At 50.1% G+C, this 17,473-nt stretch carries 14 protein-coding genes; 3 read left to right on the top strand and 11 right to left on the bottom strand.

Features of this window, described 5'->3' with window-relative positions; genetic code table 11:
• Window positions 1–30: 30 nt before the first annotated feature.
• The 10 genes from murD to AN963_RS22020 form a co-directional block, all read right to left on the bottom strand.
• Window positions 31–1,380: a UDP-N-acetylmuramoyl-L-alanine--D-glutamate ligase gene (gene murD, locus AN963_RS22065; protein ID WP_055746711.1), complete on the bottom strand. Its 1,350-nt coding sequence runs from the start codon at window positions 1,378–1,380 to the stop codon at window positions 31–33.
• On the bottom strand, window positions 1,377–2,348 hold the full coding sequence (gene mraY, locus AN963_RS22060) for a phospho-N-acetylmuramoyl-pentapeptide-transferase (protein WP_055746710.1): 972 nt from the start codon (window positions 2,346–2,348) through the stop codon (window positions 1,377–1,379). Before mraY ends, murD begins: the two co-directional genes overlap by 4 nt.
• A 43-nt stretch (window positions 2,349–2,391) precedes the next feature.
• Window positions 2,392–3,870 (bottom strand): UDP-N-acetylmuramoyl-L-alanyl-D-glutamate--2,6-diaminopimelate ligase, encoded by a 1,479-nt coding sequence (locus AN963_RS22055; protein WP_055746709.1) that lies wholly within the window; start codon window positions 3,868–3,870, stop codon window positions 2,392–2,394.
• A 119-nt stretch (window positions 3,871–3,989) separates the two neighbouring features.
• A complete protein-coding gene (locus AN963_RS22050) occupies window positions 3,990–5,918 on the bottom strand; it encodes a stage V sporulation protein D (RefSeq protein ID WP_055746708.1) in 1,929 nt (642 codons plus the stop codon).
• A 62-nt stretch (window positions 5,919–5,980) separates the two neighbouring features.
• Complete coding sequence (locus AN963_RS22045) at window positions 5,981–8,416, bottom strand: penicillin-binding protein (protein WP_055746707.1); 2,436 nt, start codon at window positions 8,414–8,416, stop codon at window positions 5,981–5,983.
• 159 nt (window positions 8,417–8,575) lie between these two features.
• A complete protein-coding gene (locus AN963_RS22040; protein ID WP_055746706.1) occupies window positions 8,576–8,998 on the bottom strand; it encodes a hypothetical protein in 423 nt (140 codons plus the stop codon).
• Window positions 8,999–9,033: 35 nt separating this feature from the next.
• Entirely contained in the window at window positions 9,034–9,978 is a 945-nt protein-coding gene (gene rsmH, locus AN963_RS22035) for a 16S rRNA (cytosine(1402)-N(4))-methyltransferase RsmH (protein WP_055746705.1), read from the bottom strand.
• Between the two features lie 17 nt (window positions 9,979–9,995).
• Window positions 9,996–10,427: a division/cell wall cluster transcriptional repressor MraZ gene (gene mraZ / locus AN963_RS22030; RefSeq protein WP_055746704.1), complete on the bottom strand. Its 432-nt coding sequence runs from the start codon at window positions 10,425–10,427 to the stop codon at window positions 9,996–9,998.
• A 151-nt stretch (window positions 10,428–10,578) separates the two neighbouring features.
• Window positions 10,579–11,838 (bottom strand): adenosylhomocysteinase, encoded by a 1,260-nt coding sequence (locus AN963_RS22025; protein ID WP_055747823.1) that lies wholly within the window; start codon window positions 11,836–11,838, stop codon window positions 10,579–10,581.
• Window positions 11,839–11,923: 85 nt separating this feature from the next.
• Complete coding sequence (locus AN963_RS22020; protein WP_055746703.1) at window positions 11,924–12,853, bottom strand: LysR family transcriptional regulator; 930 nt, start codon at window positions 12,851–12,853, stop codon at window positions 11,924–11,926.
• A gap of 129 nt (window positions 12,854–12,982) precedes the next feature.
• Here AN963_RS22020 and AN963_RS22015 point away from each other — a divergent pair, with 129 nt between their 5' ends.
• The 3 genes from AN963_RS22015 to AN963_RS22005 all read left to right on the top strand — a co-directional run bounded on the left by AN963_RS22015 (window position 12,983) and on the right by AN963_RS22005 (window position 16,331).
• Window positions 12,983–14,266, top strand: a complete 1,284-nt coding sequence (locus AN963_RS22015) for an APC family permease (RefSeq protein ID WP_055746702.1) — start codon at window positions 12,983–12,985, stop codon at window positions 14,264–14,266.
• Between the two features lie 155 nt (window positions 14,267–14,421).
• Window positions 14,422–15,120 carry a FadR/GntR family transcriptional regulator gene (locus tag AN963_RS22010; RefSeq protein WP_055746701.1) on the top strand — a complete coding sequence of 233 codons (699 nt, stop codon included), beginning with the start codon at window positions 14,422–14,424 and terminating at the stop codon, window positions 15,118–15,120.
• Entirely contained in the window at window positions 15,120–16,331 is a 1,212-nt protein-coding gene (locus tag AN963_RS22005; RefSeq protein ID WP_055746700.1) for a CynX/NimT family MFS transporter, read from the top strand. The genes AN963_RS22010 and AN963_RS22005 overlap by 1 nt, the downstream gene beginning before the upstream one ends.
• A gap of 68 nt (window positions 16,332–16,399) precedes the next feature.
• Here the strand turns inward: AN963_RS22005 and AN963_RS22000 are convergent, their stop codons facing one another.
• A complete protein-coding gene (locus tag AN963_RS22000; protein WP_055746699.1) occupies window positions 16,400–17,458 on the bottom strand; it encodes an S-layer homology domain-containing protein in 1,059 nt (352 codons plus the stop codon).
• Window positions 17,459–17,473 lie beyond the last annotated feature (15 nt).

Below are 17,473 nucleotides of genomic sequence, written 5' to 3'. Positions count from 1 at the left end.
TTTTGTACGGGGACGTTATGCTAGGCTTGTTTACAGTCTATGCACGCCGTCCTTAAACATGCTGCCCCGTACCTCAAATGAAGGAAACATGTCCCAGCTCGCACACGCCGGGCTGAGCAAAACCACATCACCCGAGTCGGCTAATTGAGAAGCAGCAAGAACGGCTTTCTCCACAGTATCGACACGGATGCCTTCATTAATCCCTGCTTCTCGCGCTCGTTCGAGCAAAATAGGTGCCGTCTCTCCGAGGGCAACAACCGCCTTTACGCGCCCCTGAATAATGGGTACCAGCTCCCGAAAATCGATTCCCCTGTCCAACCCCCCGCAGATCCATACGATTGGTTCCTTGCACGCCTGCAGTGCTCTGGATGCCGCTTCTGGATTGGTTGCCTTGGAATCGTTAAAGTACTTTACCCCATTTTTTTGCGCGACAAACTCCATTCGATGCTCGACTCCTGGAAAGGTGGTTAGAACTTGTGCAATGGATTGCTTGTCCGCACCCGCCAGCCTGGTCACGATGACAGCAGCCAAAGCATTGTCCACGTGTGGAACGGTAATGTCTTTGACAGCGATGATTTCATCCCGATTGCCCTCACCGTCCACAAACACGATCATGCCTTCTTCCACATACGCTCCTCGAGGCACTGCCTGAGTCTTGCTGAAGTAATAGGTACGGGCCGAAAGCTGGCTGCATTTCTCCCGTACTTCCGGTTGATCAAAAGGCAAAACCGCCGCATCGTCTGCTTTTTGATTGGCAAACAGTTTGCATTTCGCAGCGAGGTATTCATCCATAGTATGGTGGTAATCCAGATGCGCCGGATACAGGTTTAGCAACACCCCGATATGCGGGCGGAACTCTCTCGTCCCCATCAATTGAAAGCTGCTCAACTCAGCGACCAGCCATTGATCTGGTTCGGCTACCTCAGCCAATCCACACAAAACGGTACCGATATTTCCGCCTACCATTGCCCGGATCCCAGCTTCTTTCAGGATAAGTCCGACCAAAGTCGTTGTCGTCGTCTTTCCGTTTGAACCGGTGATACCGATGATCGGTGCCTTTGCAATCTGATAGGCAAGCTCGACCTCTGTCACGACCGGAATCCCGAGCTCTACCGCTTTTGCCACTGGTGGAGCCTCATAAGGAATCCCAGGGTTTTTGACGACCAATGACACACCGGAATGAATCAAATCATCCGGGTGATAGCCACATATAACGGGAATCCCCAGTGCCTCTAACTCCTCAGCGCCAGTTGCCTCTTCCCGCGGCTTTTTATCATTCACGACGACATTCGCACCAAAGCGGTGGAGCAGTTTTGCCACTGCCACACCGCTTTTAGCCATTCCTATAACAACAACGTGTTGATCATGATAGCGATTCATCGGATTGTCACCACCTCGAGGTATACACCCAGTCCAGCAAAGAACATCCCTACGAGCCAAAACGTCACTACCACGCGCCACTCCGACCATCCTGTCAATTCAAAGTGGTGGTGAAGCGGACTCATCCGGAAGATGCGCTTTCCTCTAGTTTTAAACGAAACCACCTGCAAGATGACAGAGATTGTCTCGACCACAAAGACTCCACCGATAATGGCGAGCAAAAGCTCTGTCTTCGTCATGATCGCGATTCCCGCCAATGCTCCTCCCAATCCCAGAGAACCTGTATCACCCATGAAAACCCGCGCAGGGTGTGCATTGAAGACGAGAAAGCCGAGTACAGCACCGACGACTGCCGCACTGAAAATCGCGGTGTCATAGTCTTGACCAAACCAAGCGATGATGGCGTACGCTCCAAATGCGATGGCTCCTGTACCTGCCAAGAGACCGTCGAGCCCATCAGTAAGATTGACAGCGTTGGTAGTTCCCACGAGTAGGAACAATAGAAACGGGAAGTAGAAGTAACCGAGCTCCAGCTTCCACGGAGTACCTGGCAAATGCAGGGACGTATCATGACCCATGAGGATCAGCAAAATATACGCTCCTACAGCCAGCAAGATTTGACCCGCAAACTTTTGTTTGGCAGTCAATCCCAGATTTCGTTTCTTTTTGATTTTAATAAAGTCATCCAAAAATCCAATCAGTCCGTATCCAAGCGTCACCAGTAAGAGGAAGTAAATCTCCATTTTTGCATTGGCAAACTTTAACACGGTAAAAATGAGTGCCAAAAGGATGATGGTTCCACCCATTGTAGGGGTACCAGCCTTCTTTTGATGAGAATCTGGACCCTCTTCCCGAATCGCCTGCCCAAATTTGAGGCGGCGAAGAACCGGGATAAACAGTGGACCAATGAGTACGGCAATGAGAAACGCGGCGACGATCGTGACGATGAGTACGTTGTCAGCGAACATGCCCGAACCTCCTTTCTCCGATGCTACTTTATCGCATCTGTCTCTATTGTTGGTTGTACGTGGCGATCGCTTCCCGCGCAACTTCACGGTCGTCAAACGGCAGTACTTGATCTTTGATGATTTGATACGTTTCGTGACCTTTACCTGCGATCAGAATCACATCGCCAGGCTGCGCTTGGGAAACCGCGAATTTAATAGCTTCTCGGCGGTCAGTAACGGCTGTGAAGCGCTCTTGCTCTACTCCACTTAGCCCGGCAAGCATGTCATCAATGATGGCCTGCGGCTCCTCAGATCGAGGGTTATCAGACGTTAAGACGGTCCGATCCGCATATTTCGTTGCAATCTGAGCCATAATCGGGCGTTTGGTCCGATCACGGTCACCCCCACAGCCTACGATGCAAAAAATACGCTGCTTCGCGAATTCCTTTATCGTCATCAACGCGTTTTCCAGACTGTCTGGCGTATGCGAATAGTCGACGAGGACGGCAAACGGCTGCCCTGCATCCACCGATTCAAAACGTCCATTTACGCCCGCGACTTCCTCCAGGCTGTTTTTTATTGTTTCTAGAGAAATGCCTTCCGCCAGCGCAACTGCAGTCGCAGCTAGAGCATTGTACACATTGAACTTGCCCATCAGCTTGAGGTTCATCCGTAAGTTCCCGACATGGGTCTGAACGGTAAAGGAGGTTCCTTTGCTCGTGATTTCAATGTCTGTCGCATGTACATCTGCCGCTCGATCAATCCCATACGTTATGACACGGGCGGGCGTCACTGTGGCGTATAGCTCGGAAGCCTCATCGTCTGCATTCAAAACGGCCGTTTTCAGCCGATCGGGGTCATAGCTATTCCCCAATTGGGAAAACAGCAGGGATTTGGCATAGCGATAGTTATCCATCGTCTTGTGATAGTCCAAGTGATCCTGCGTCAAATTGGTGAAAACTGCGGTGTGAACGTTGCAGCCTCGTACGCGCCCCATTTCCAGCGCGTGGGAAGATACCTCGATGATGGCGTACTCCGTTTCGACATCACGCATCCGGCGAAAGCTATGTTGCAGCTCCAGCGCATCTGGCGTCGTATTTTTGACGTCTTCTGTCACTTCACCGATCCGCATATGAATCGTGCCGATCAGTCCGGTCTGCTTTTGTTGGTCTCGTAAAATCTTGTCGATCAAATGTGTGGTGGTCGTCTTGCCATTGGTCCCTGTCACACCGATCAGCTTTAGTTCACGCGTGGGAGAGCCGTAAAAACGGTCAGCCAGCATGGCCATTGCCCTCCGGGTATCCGGCACTCTGACAATAGTCGCTGGCACGTCCAAATCTTTTTCGGATAGTACGGCTACGGCTCCTTTTTGAACCGCTTGGGCCGCATACGAATGTCCATCCACGGTATATCCAGTCAGACAAACAAACAAATAGCCGGGCTTCACCTGGCGCGAGTCTGCTGTCAGACCTGTAATCTCCATGCTGTCATCCCCTGTAATCGTTACCGGCAACAGAGGCATGAGCAGATCCCGTAGAAACATGAAACTGGCACCCCATTCTCCAACTAGTATAGACAAATATTTGGTGATTTGTACAAAGGCGGAGGTAGAGCGCTCGTAGAAAAGCCTACTCCCTCCGCCTTCGAAATCTCATTTTATAGCTAATTGGTCAATTTGTCACCAAGGTAGATACGAATTTTTCCGCCGTCATCAATTTTCACACCGGGTGCCGGAGACTGCTGGATGACGTACTTTCCTTTCCCTGAAACAACTAGTGGTAAAGTCTCATAGGTGGTCACGACATCTTTCATGGTTTGGCCGACCATGTTTGGAACTTCAATCGGACTTTTCTCCCCCAATGCTTTGTTGATTTCTTTGGAGATCCCATCTTTGCGCTTGGGAACACCCAGATGCTGCAAGGAAGATTCAATAATACTTTTGACGCTAGGCGCTGCAATCAATCCTCCGAATGCAAGAGCCTTGGGATTGTCAACTGCGAAGTATACGACGATTTGCGGATCATCTGCCGGTGCAAAACCGATGAAGGATACGATGTACTCCCCATCCATGTAACGTCCGTTTTTTACCTTTTGCGCCGTACCTGTCTTTCCGCCTACCCTGTATCCTTCAATGTACGCCTTGTTTCCTGTTCCTTGCGCGACGACACTCTCCAGCGCGTACCTTACTTTTGCGGATGTCTCCGGTGTAATGACTTGTCGGACCTCCGTCGGCAACGTCCTGCCCACCACATCATGGGTCACGCTGTCTCGCCATTCCTTTGCTACGTAGGGCTTCATTAGCTTGCCGCCGTTGATCGTCGCTGAGACCGCCGCCATTTGCTGGATAGGCGTGACGGATACCCCTTGGCCAAACGACGTCGTTCCCAGTTCGACGGGTCCTACCCGATTAAGGTTAAACAACAGACCGTTTTCTTCCCCGATCAAGTCTACGCCGGTTTTTTGCCCAAAACCGAATTTCTTGATGTAGTCAAACAGTCTTTCTTTTTGCAGCCTCTGTCCCATCGTTACAAATCCAGGGTTGCAGGAATTCTCTACGACTTCCAGCATCGTTTCCTGACCGTGCCCTTGGCGCTTCCAGCAGCGTAGGCGTTTCCCTGCGACGGTAATGTAGCCTGGATCATAGAAGCCTTCATTTAGGTTGATGACACCTTCATTGAGCGCCGCTGCCAGTGTAACGATCTTGAATGTGGAACCTGGCTCGTATGTCTTCCAGATCGGAAGGTTGCGGTTGTACACTTCCGACGGGTAGTCTCTGTACAGATCCGGTTGAAAGGTAGGTCTGCTGCCCATCCCCAATATTTCACCTGTTTTCGGGTTCATGGCGATAGCGAGGACGTCATCTGGCTGATAAGCAACGACCGCCTGGTCCAATTCACGCTCGATGAACGACTGAATGGCGCTGTCTAGCGTCAGATACATGTCCATCCCATTCATCGGCGCTACATATTCTTCAGAGCCGCCTGGCATGACACGGCCCTTTGCGTCCGACGGGAAGGAAATATGCCCTTCCGTCCCTTTCAAGAATGGATCATAGATCCGCTCCAGCCCCGTCAGTCCCTGGTTATCGATTCCGGTAAAGCCAAGGATGTGGGCAGCCATCGTACCGTTTGGATAAAAACGCTTCGTATCCCCCGCCAAGTATATGCCTGGAAGATTCAGCTCTTGAATTTTCTTTGCCTTTTCGACTGAAATCTTTTTGCCACCCGGGATTTGGTCGTTGCTCATCCCTTTTTTCGTAATCGCTTTAAAGACCGCTTCTTCGGGCTGCTCTAAAATGACAGCTAGCTGTCTGGCTGTCTCACGTGAATCTTTCAACTGCGCCGGCACTGCTACTATGGTGGGGACGCTAACATTGGTGACAAGTTCGTTTCCTTCCCGATCGAGAATTCTCCCCCGATTTGGCTTGAATTTGATTTCCCGATCCAGCAAATTGTCAGCCATCTGCGCCAGCTTGGGTCCTTCTATCAATTGTACGTACCCTAGACGGGTGATGAGCGCACAATACATCACAATACCAATAATCAGTGTCACAAAAATACGACGGCGTACGGTAGCATTGGATACCCGCAAAGCGAGTCCCCCCTCGAATAGGTTGTCTCTTTTACCCTATTCGTCGGGGGGACGACTTAGAACTATGGACTTGTACTCGTGCCTGTTTGACCTGTCTGACCCACTCTGTTATTGGGGGGTCCAGTCGGAGTGGAAGGAGTGTTTGTAGCTCCTGCTGCTCCCGTCGCCGCTCCTGTGCCCTCTCCAGCAGGTGGAGTAGTTGTAGCTGGCGGTGTCGTAGCACCCCCGGAACCGTCTGGAACGCCTGTCTGTCCAGCAGGTGGTGCTGGAGGCTCCGATTCAGAGCGCAAAGTAACTTGCAGCTTTTCAGTGCCTGTCAGGACTGTCCCCGCTGGGATGCTCTGTGAGGCAACGAAGCCGGAGCCTGTCGCTTTCACCGGAATATTCACTAGTGAGCTGAACTCCATCACATCACGCAGAGACTTCCCTGTGAAGTCCGGCATCTTGGATCCTTTGACTCGGTCAGTGACCAGGACGACCTGACTTCCCGACGCAACCTTTTCATAAGGAGCCGGATACTGCTCCACAATTTTGGTTCCTGTCCCGATAACAGATACAGTCAGCTTGTCTTGCTTCGCCCGAAGCTGCGCTGCTGTATTGGACATTCCCACAAACTTCGCCAACGTAACTTCCTGAACGGGCTGCTGTGCCACCGCTGCCATTTCTGTTTTCCCTTTTTTGGATGCTTTCGATTGAGCTGCTTGAAGATCTGGCTGCTGCTGTAAATACTGCAGGCTGCGCTCCATGATGGATTTGAAAATCGGAGCGATAATCATTCTTCCCCAGGTTCCATACCAAGCGTCCGTAGAGGGATCATCCACGACTACGTATACGAGGAGTCGCGGGTTGTCTTTTGGTGCGAAACCGATAAAGGAAGCGATGTAATGACCTTCCATGATCTTACCCGTATTCGGGTCGTATTTTTGTGCGGTACCCGTTTTCCCCGCTACATGATATCCGTCGATCTGATAGGCTTTCCCTGTACCTGCATCTGCTTCTACGACCGTTTCCAGAATGTCGCGCGTCTTCTTGGCTGTTGCTTCGCTCACGACACGACGGACTACTTCACGTTCCGAACGCTGTACAACAGCACCAGAATGGGGATCACGCAATTCTTTTACAATATGCGGCTTCAGTAGTTCACCACCGTTTGCGATGGCGCCTACCGCGGCGATCTGCTGGATAGCAGTAACCGTCACACCTTGTCCGAATGTGGTTACGGCCCAGTCACGCGGTGATTGCGGTTTTTCGAGGTTGATCAGGTTTCCTTTTTTCTCGTAAGGAAGCTCGATCCCCGTCAAAGCACCAATTCCAAACTTTGAGAAGTAAGACTTTAGCTTTTCTAGCTTTAATTTTTCGTAACCGAGAATTACGAAGATTACGTTACTGGAGCGCTGTACGCCTTCCAAGTAACTGATACGGCCCCAGCCTTGTCCATTATTATGGTCTCGAATGGGAATTTGCCCTTTGATCGTGTATGTACCGGAATTGTACGTATCGTTCGGATTAAACAAGCCCTCTTCGATTGCAGCTGCGAGCGTAATGATTTTGAACGTCGAACCCGGCTCGAACATCGTGGTGACGGCATGATTCGTATAGTTCGTGATCCCGTTGTAATAGGTGTTGGGATTGAACTGAGAGCGGTTGCCCATCGCCAAGATCTCACCCGTCTGCGGATCAGACACCACTACGGTCAGACCTTTTGGCTTGAAGTCGCGTTCCGCCTTGTCGAGTGCTTGCTCCACATAATCCTGGATTTGGCGGTCAATGGTCAGATAGACGTTATCGCCATCCTTTGCCGGCTTGTACTTTCTCTCGCCATCTGGCAGTTGGTAGCCCGCCCCGTCTGTCATGACCTCCATCTCACCCTTTTCGCCTCGCAGCTCCTTGTCCAATTGCAGCTCTATTCCCATTCTTGGCTGTTCATCGAAATCGAGATAACCGAGAACATGGGCCGCGAAGCTATTGTTAGGGTAAAAGCGCCGTGTCGTTTCCGTCAGGTAGATCCCAGGCAATTGATTATTCTCTACCTGCTCCCCACTCGGAAGCTTCGGAAATTGGGCATTCTGGATCAGCTTCTTTTGTTCTTCGGTAATCTTGTTACCATAGCGACCGAGAAGTACGACCTTGGAATCTGGCTTGGTCAATGGCTTCAGCAGCTGGTCGACTGGGGCATTTAATATTTTAGCTAGTGTCGTCGCCGTATAATACGGATCTTTGACAAAATCCTGATCCTTGTCATTTTGCGGCTTTAATCGTGCATTCACGGTATACGCCTTACCTTCGTAGGCGAGGATTTCCCCATTGCGGTCCATAATGGCCCCACGCTTTGGTTTGAGTGTCTTGGCCCAGTCCCATTGACCACTCGCATAATCCATGATCTTCGCAGCCTCTACGGTCTGGATCCACCAGACTCGAAAGCTCAATCCAGAGAAGACCATGATGATACACAGGGCGAAAATGAGGATTCGCCAGTTCACGCGTCGTTTCGCTTCCACTTTACCTCACTCCATCACGACTATGATCGTCGCCAATGCTCAGCGACTCCACTTCTCTACCTATCATCGGATAAAGTATCCCTCCCGATGAACCACTATGGATGAACGACCTTGCCGTAAGAAAAAATGTTACTGCGATTGACGCAAGTAACATTATGGTTATGGTTGCTTTGATTGTGTAGGAGGAAGGGAGCTCGCTTGTACTTGACCCTGCGACTTGGACTGACCGAGCACATGCACCGCATCCGGATTAAATACCATACCTTGTCGCTCCGCTTCACTCTGAATGCGATCGCGGTTGCTCATTTGTTCAATTTGCAACTTCACGGCTGCATTCTTTTCCGCCAGTAGGCGGTTCTCTTTTTTCGTGCTCTGAATGTCGTAGTTGTATTGAGAAATTTGTGAGTAACGCACCCCTACCAGGCCCAGACCAATGACCGTCAAGGAGATAAAGAGTAAATACAGCAGCTTCTCTCCCGTCGGTATCGTCGGTTTAATCCGAATGGTTCGTTTCGTTTTAGTTACGGTTCGCGACTTTTTTTCCAACTCCACAGCAAGATTACCGCGGTAGTAATAGCTCATCGCTTTTCTCTCCTTTTCCCGACGCTGTTTGCCGCTTATCGCTTTTCCGCTACACGGAGTTTCGCGGAGCGCGCACGCGGGTTGGCTTCTAGTTCTTCTGCTGAAGGTAATATCGGCTTGCGGGTAATGATTTTTACCGTTGCCTCATTCCCACACGCGCAGATCGGAAACGAAGGCGGACAAGTGCATCCTTTCGCGAACTCCTGGTAAACTTGCTTGCAAATACGATCCTCTAATGAATGGAAAGTGATGACACTGACTCTACCCTCCGGACGAAGGACATTGATGGCATCAGCAACAGCTTCCTTGAAAGCGCTCAGCTCATCATTCACAGCAATTCTAATTGCCTGAAAGGTGCGCTTTGCCGGATGTGGACCCGTGCGTCTTGCAGCAGCAGGAATCCCTTCCTTGATTAACTCCACCAGCTCGCCTGTGGTTTGGACAGGCTGCTTGGCACGATATTGAACGATTTGCCGGGCAATTCGCCGGGAAAATTTCTCTTCCCCGTATTCCCAGATGATCTTGGCGATCTCTTCTTCGTCCCACTCGTTGATAATATCGTAAGCGGATAGCGAAGCCTGCTGGTCCATTCGCATGTCCAGCGGTGCGTCAGCATTATAGCTAAATCCACGCTCTCCTTCATCGAGTTGTGGCGAAGAGACACCCAAATCAAACAGGATTCCGTCGACTCCATCCAATCCCAAGTCGCTCACTATATCCTTGATATGTCGAAAATTGCTTTTCACCAGCGTGACTCTATCCATTACAGAAGACAAGCGCTCGCGGGCATTGTCGAGTGCCCAATCGTCCTGATCGATAGCTATCAGTCGTCCGCCTTCCGTCAGTTGGGAAGCAATCAGGCTGCTGTGCCCCGCTCCACCCAACGTACAATCCACGTAAATACCGCCTGGCCGAATGTTCAGTCCGGCGACAGCTTCGTCCCGTAATACGGTTACATGATGAAACGACAAGATCGTCACTCCCGTTCTTCTAGCTGCTACAATTGAAAATCAACCAGCTTCTCGGCAATATCACCGAAAGAGCCTTCTGACTGGGCAAAGTAATCCTCCCAGCGCTCCTTGCTCCATACCTCTACGCGATTAGACACCCCGATGACGACGCATTCTTTTTGCATGCCAGCATGATCACGCAGGTTCTGTGGTATGTTTACCCTTCCCTGCTTGTCCCACTCACATTCGGTCGCACCAGAAAAGAAGAATCGTGTAAAAGCACGCGCATCTGCTTTTGTAAAGGGAAGTGTTTTGAGTCGTTCCTCGAGTTGCTTCCATTCTTCCATAGGGTAAGCAAACAAACATTGGTCCAAACCGCGGGTAATCACAAAGGTAGTACCTAGCCCTTCGCGGAACTTGGCTGGTATCGTAAGGCGGCCTTTTTCGTCGATGCTATGCTGGTATTCCCCCATGAACACGCCCTAGTCCCCCACTTTCCTACTGAGTGGCTCCACTTTCCCCCACTTTTCCCCACTTTGATGCCTACTTGTTATTATAAAAAAAAATCCTGCATTTGTATGCAGGATTTTTTCGTTTATTTTTTTGCCGGGAAAGGACGGTTTTCGCGGTCTATTCGACCCAGCTGTCCAGGTATGCTTTTTGTTCGTCGGTCAATTTGTCGATACCGAGTCCCAGAGCTTCCAGCTTGTACTGTGCTACCATCGCATCCAGCTCATATGGTACATTCAGTACTTGCTTCCCGATTGCTTTGTATTGTTCATTCACATAAGCCAGAGACACAGCTTGCAATGCGAATGTCATATCCATGATTTCAGCCGGGTGACCGTCACCAGCAGCCAGGTTTACCAAACGTCCTTCTGCCAGGAGATACACTTTTCGACCATCTTCCATGACAAATTCTTCGATGTCTTTGCGCACGATGCGGCGGGATGTCGACAATGCTTCCAGCTCCACTTTGTTCACTTCGACATCAAAGTGACCTGCGTTGGAGAGAATTGCACCATCTTTCATCACTTCGAAGTGTTCTTTGCGAATGACGTCGCGGTTTCCTGTTACGGTAACAAAGTAGTCGCCGCGTTTTGCCGCTTCGCTCATTGGCATGACTTCAAATCCATCCATGTACGCTTCTACTGCTTTGATCGCGTCGATCTCGGTTACGATCACTTTCGCGCCCAGACCTTTCGCACGCATCGCCACACCTTTACCGCACCAGCCGTATCCAACTACGACAACCGTTTTTCCTGCTACTACCAGGTTCGTTGTGCGATTGATACCATCCCATACAGATTGACCCGTACCATAACGGTTGTCAAACAAGTATTTGCAGAACGCATCGTTTACAGCAACCATCGGGAATTCCAGCTTGCCTTCTTTTTCCAAAGCTTTCAAGCGAAGAATACCTGTTGTGGTTTCTTCCGCACCACCGCGCACTTGGGAGAGTAGGTCGCGACGCTCGCTGTGGAGGATCGTTACCAGGTCGCCACCGTCGTCAATGATCAGGTCAGGACGCGTTTCCAATGTTTTAATCAGGTGTTCCTTGTACTCCACTGGATCCGGATTGTACTTGGCAAATACTCGGATACCATCTTCCACGAGTGCTGCGCAAACATCATCTTGCGTAGACAGTGGATTGGAGCCTGTAATGGTTACTTCAGCGCCGCCCGCTTGCACGACTTTCGCCAGATAAGCTGTCTTTGCTTCCAGGTGAAGGGAAATGGCCACTTTCAGACCTGCAAACGGCTGCTCTTTTTCAAAGCGCTCACGGATGCGGTTCAAAACGGGCATATGCTCTTTTACCCAGTCAATTTTCAGATGGCCGTTGTGTGCCAACGCCATATCTTTTACGATGCTTTCAGAAACCATGTTCATGTACGGATGGACCTCCTTCATCTCAAAAAACAACTTAGTCTTAATCATATCATACGCAAGTACAGCCATCATCTGTTTTTCCTTTTCAACCCATATTCTCTACATTTTTAGTCGGAAATTCATGATTATTCTTTTGATTTTCAATCGTCAGCAACTCCAAAAAGTACAGCAGTGCTTGCGACATCCACTTCTTCTTATGATAAATCAGCTGACGATAGACACGTACTTCGGGATGGGAAAAAGGCAAGATGGCCAGCGTTCCGTTCTTGGCCTCTTCGGCCACAGCGATGAATGGGACAAGAGCGATCCCAAGACCATAGGCGACACATTGTTTGATCGCTTCGAGGCTACCAAACTCTAACGTCATGTCGATCGTCGCCTCCGCATCTCGCAAGACAGCCTCCATGATCGATCGGTAGCTGCAACCAGCTTCGGTGAAAATCCAGCTCTCGCCTGAAAAATCCTTGGCCTCGACTCGCTCCTTTTTCGTCAAAGGATGATCGGGAGCTGCGACGACCACCAGCTTTTCTTCCCCAAGATTCATGTTTGTGAGTTCAGGATGGTCTTGCATCCAGTCGAGTACAAACGCAAAGTCGTACTTGCCCTCCTTTACACCTTGACGCAGATCATGACAAATACCCGGGTGAAGCTGCATCCGCATGCGCGGCTGTTCTTTGCGAAACTTTTGCAAAAAGGGCGGCAAATAAAAAGCAGCCAAGGATTCTACCGTTCCAATGCTTAGCGTGCCTGCCATTTGTGCCTGTTCGGACAGATTTCCTTTGGCCTCATCCAGAATAGCCAAGACTTGGTCACTGTATCCGAGGAGCGCCTCCCCAGCATGTGTAAGCCTGATTTTTCTTCCCCATCTCTCAAAAAGAGTGACGCCAAACTCCGTCTCCAGATTTTGAATTTGCGTCGTCACGCTGGATTGCGCATAGCCCAGCACTTCTGCTGCCCGTGTAAAGCTCTGACACTTGGCTACTTCTCGGAATGTTTGAAGATAGCGAGTATCCATCCTCTCGGTCCCCTTCCCATCGAAAAATCCGATTTTCTTTATCTGATATTATAGATAACTCCGATAGTAAAGTCTATGCTACACTACTTCTACAAAATCATTTGATCGAGTAAAGAGAGGGATTTTTTCATGGGGAAACTAACTGCACAGTCGCCCGGTCTTCACAAAACCTTGGGCTTACCGCAAATCGTCTCCTTGTACGTAGGTGCTGTGATCGGCTCAGGGGTTCTGCTCATTCCTGGTTTGGCTGCTGAAAAGGCTGGACCTGCTTCTATTCTTGCCTGGCTTCTGATGTCAATTCTCGTCGTTCCGATGGCCATTACCATGGGACTCCTATCCGCTCGCTTTCCCAGCGCAGGAGGTGTATCGACATTCGTTCGAACCGCGTACGGCGATCGGTTTGGCAACATGGTGGGCTGGTTTTTCCTATTATCCGTGCCTATGGGTGCTCCGATCTTGAGCGTAACCGGGGCGAACTACCTCGCTGTTCTGATGAAGTGGGGAGAAACACAGACGTATGCGACCGCTGCCCTCATCCTGATCGCTGTCCTGTCCATGAACGTATTGGGTATGCAGGTAGCGGCACGTGTGCAAACGATTGTCGTTTCCTTGATTATCACGATTTTGATTTTGGCGGTTGTCGCTGCCTTGCCGCATGCATCTACCGCAAACTTTGTCCCTTTCGTCCCAAGTGGCTGGCTCAGTGTCATTCAAACAGCCGGATTGTTATTTTGGTGCTTTATCGGTTGGGAAGCCGTCACTCATCTGTCCGAAGAGTTTGTAGACCCTGCTAAAAACGCCGTACGCGGAGTTATGTGGAGTGCAGGGATCGTCGCTCTCCTCTACTTTTCTGTAGCGTTCATGACGGTGGCTACACACAGCTACGGCAGCGGAATTTCAGCCGCTTCCCTGAGTGTCATGATTCAGCTATCGCTCGGCCCAATAGGCGGATGGATTGTCGCTGTGACCGCCCTGTTTATCTGTATTGCAGCAGCCAATGCATACGTCGGCGCCGCATCTCGAATCGCTTACTCGCTTGCTCAGGAAAACGTCGCGCCACGTTGGTTTGGAGTCTTGCACGCAAAATATCGAACACCTGTCGGAGGTCTTCTCTTTTTGGCACTTTGTTTTGTTGTAGTTCTCAGTGTCTTGTATTTCGGATGGGTCGATCTGGCCAAACTCATTGAGATTCCAAATGCTTCCTTTATCGCCACTTACATCGGTGGATGTCTGGCCGGTGTCCGTCTGTTACGTGACAGCAAAGTTGGACGTATCGCTTCCTGGACCTCACTTATTTTCACTGTCGGGCTATACCCTTTTCTCGGATGGTCCGCCCTCTACCCAGTCGTAATTGTCGGAATATCACTCATGTGGGAACGCCGTAAGAAAATCGCCACTACCAAAGCAGCTTAACGAATGAGCAGGTCATATCCCTTTCGCAAAAGGGGGTGACCTGCTCTTTGCTTTTTGACCTAACTTTTTCTCGACAGTTTGCTTCTTGTCATGTTTGCAGGACATCTGCTAAGATGCACTCAGTCCCAATCATCGGATGTTTGGAGGTATTGGAAATGAATCTACAAAAAACAGTACGCTCTTCCCTAGTTAAACAAGTCGTCGAGCAGTTGGCACAACGTATTGAAGCGGGAGACTGGAAGGTGGGCGAACGCATACCACCCGAGCCAGATCTCGTCGAGCAGCTTGGCGTTAGCCGCAACACACTACGAGAAGCCGTACAGGCATTGATTCATACAGGGATGTTGGAAGCACGCCAAGGAGATGGCACGTATGTCCGCTCCTCCAGTGAATTTGGAGCTGCCATGCACCGAAGACTGCAACGGTCCGCCGTGTTTGAAATTTTAGAAGTGCGGTATGGGCTCGAGCGTGAGATAGCTCGACTAGCGGCACAGCGCCGTACGACTCAAGATTTGGCAAATATTCGAGAAAAGCTGGAGCAAGCCTATCAGCTATTTCAAGATCCCAATGCTTACACGCAAGCAGATCTTGCGTTTCACAAGGCCATCGTGGAAGCCACCAAAAACAACGTCATGATCGATCTGTATAAGTACATGACGGAATCGATTTTGTACTCGGTAAATAGTACATTAGATATTTCTGGCCTCATGGAAACACAGTTCAAAACACATGCAGAGCTGGTCGAAGCCATTGCGGACCAAGATCAGGATGCGGCAGAAAAAGCCGTGTGCAATCTGATTGAGGCAAGCAAATCTGCCCTGTCTATAGTGATTCAGGAAGGAGGTACACATTGATGACACAACAAGCCCTCGCCTCAACAGAAACGAAAGCAAAGCCGAGTGTACCTCATCCCTTTCTGATCATTGCAGGGATCATTCTGATTACGTTTGCTATGCGCTCACCTTTGACCTCAGTCGGGCCTTTGGTCGGAGACATACGTGCAGATCTCGGGCTTTCCAATGGGATGTCGGGAATGCTGACAACTGTGCCACTGCTAGCATTTGCCCTGTTTTCTCCTATGGTCCCTTCCATCGGTCACCGCTTTGGAGTTGAACGCACCTTATTTGCTGGGCTCTTGATCTTGCTGATCGGAATCCCACTCCGTTCGACAGGAATGATTTTCACCTTATTTGCGGGTACGGCACTCATCGGGGCCGGTATTGCAATCTTCAACGTGTTGCTACCCGGCTTGGTCAAGCAACGCTTTCCCCAAAAAGCCGGACTAATGACTAGCGTGTATACGACCGCTATGTCGACCTGCGCAGCTCTTGCGTCGGGAGTAAGCATTCCGTTAACGCAAGGGGCTCATCTGGGATGGAAGGGCTCACTCGCTTTTTGGACGATCATGGTCGTCATCGCCCTCGTATGCTGGATTCCTCAACTACGTACAAAAGGAAATTCCACCACGACCGCAGCATCAGAGCCGGCGACAAACAAAGTGTGGAGCTCCATGCTTGCGTGGCACGTTACTTTGTTCATGGGTTTGCAATCCTTTATTTTTTACTGCACCATCTCTTGGCTCCCTGCAATTTTACAGGAGCACGGCATCAGTCTGAGCACCGCGGGATGGCTACTTTCTCTCGTCCAAGTAATCAGCCTGCCTGCCAGCTTCCTAGCTCCCGTGCTCGCAGGTCGCTTGACCGATCAACGACTAATGACCGTCTTCATCGGGATCATCTCCCTGCTCGGATTTTCCGGACTGCTCGTAGGAGGAAACCTCGTTCTGTTGTTTATCAGCCTGATCTTGCTGGGGATTGCGCAAGGTGCAAGTATTAGTCTCGCTCTCACGTTTATCGTGATCCGTGCTTCTCATGTCCGCGAAGCTGCGAAATTGTCGGGGATGGCACAGTCAGTAGGATACCTGCTCGCTGCCGTTGGTCCGATGTTCATCGGTTTTCTGTTTGATCTCACACACTCGTGGACGTACCCATTGTGGACGCTGATGATCGTGAGCGTATTGCTCATTTTTTCAGGTATCGGAGCTGGACGTAACCGAACCATTTGATTTGCTCCCTTTCCTCTGCTGTCCAACAAAAAAGGCGTGCCTATGCGGCTCGCCTCTTTCTTTTGCTTCTATTCGTCTTTTCCGATCAATCGAAACGTTTTGCCATCTGCAGACGACAGGTAGAACGTTTTGTCGACGCTTCCTCCCAGTTCTCCCGAGTAGTATTGAACGGTCATACGGTATTTGCCCATCCCTATTTTCGCATAATACATTAACTCGTTGAAACGCGGGAAGCGAATGTAATCATACACTTCATACTGCATGAACGAAAAATGCTCACGCAAAAACGACTCTGTCACTTGCAGCTTATTTTTCTTTACGTAAGCAACCAGATCATCGTAGCGACGGATTTTTTCCTTATCCATCACATTCCCGACGAATGTAGAAACCGCTTCGGTCATCGCTTTTTTTTCATTGTCTGTGACCATCCCGGGGTAGAGCTCCTCTATTTGATGGTCTAGACGATTCAATAGGACGACAGCCTGTGCTCGGCTGATTTTTTCATCAGGTCGGAATGTACCATCCGGAAACCCTGCCATAATCCCCATTTTGTAAGCGGGATAGGCTATCATGACTTGGGATTCATTATCCGTAGAAAGATCAGAGAAAAAGTGAGATTTCGTTCCTCGGTATTTTTCTCCCTCAGACTGATGCCCCAGCGCAGCTAGCAGGATACGTGTAGCCTCCAGACGATTCAAAGAATCTGTCGGTTTCCCCGTCGGCATGATCCCTGCTGCAGCCAAATGTGTATACGTTTTTTCAGACCAACGTCCCGCTGCGTGAGACAGATACGTTTCTCGCATAAAGGCATCGGGTTCATGACCCGCAAATGATGGAATGACGCGTTCGATCAAGGAAAGAAATTGCTCTTGTGTGACTGTTTGCTCCGGCTGAAAGCTTCCATCCGGAAAGCCTTGAATCAAGCCGCTTTTTGCCGCAGCCATAATCTCCTTTGATGCCCAATGACCAGTTGTGTCTGTAAACGAAACCGTAGTCGATACTCCCTCTTCTCGTGCATCTGCCTGCTGAACGCCTATACTGCTGGTGGCTACGCCCAATAAGACAAAAGACAGTACGAGCGCCATAACTGCAGATTTTTTTCCCAATTGTCGCATATAGTCCTGCATCTAAGTGACCACCTT

Origin of the sequence: Brevibacillus choshinensis (assembly GCF_001420695.1) — a bacterium.
GTDB lineage: Bacteria > Bacillota > Bacilli > Brevibacillales > Brevibacillaceae > Brevibacillus > Brevibacillus choshinensis.
The sequence above is the reverse complement of the archived record's forward strand: the minus strand, read 5'-3'. Positions and strand labels throughout refer to the sequence as shown.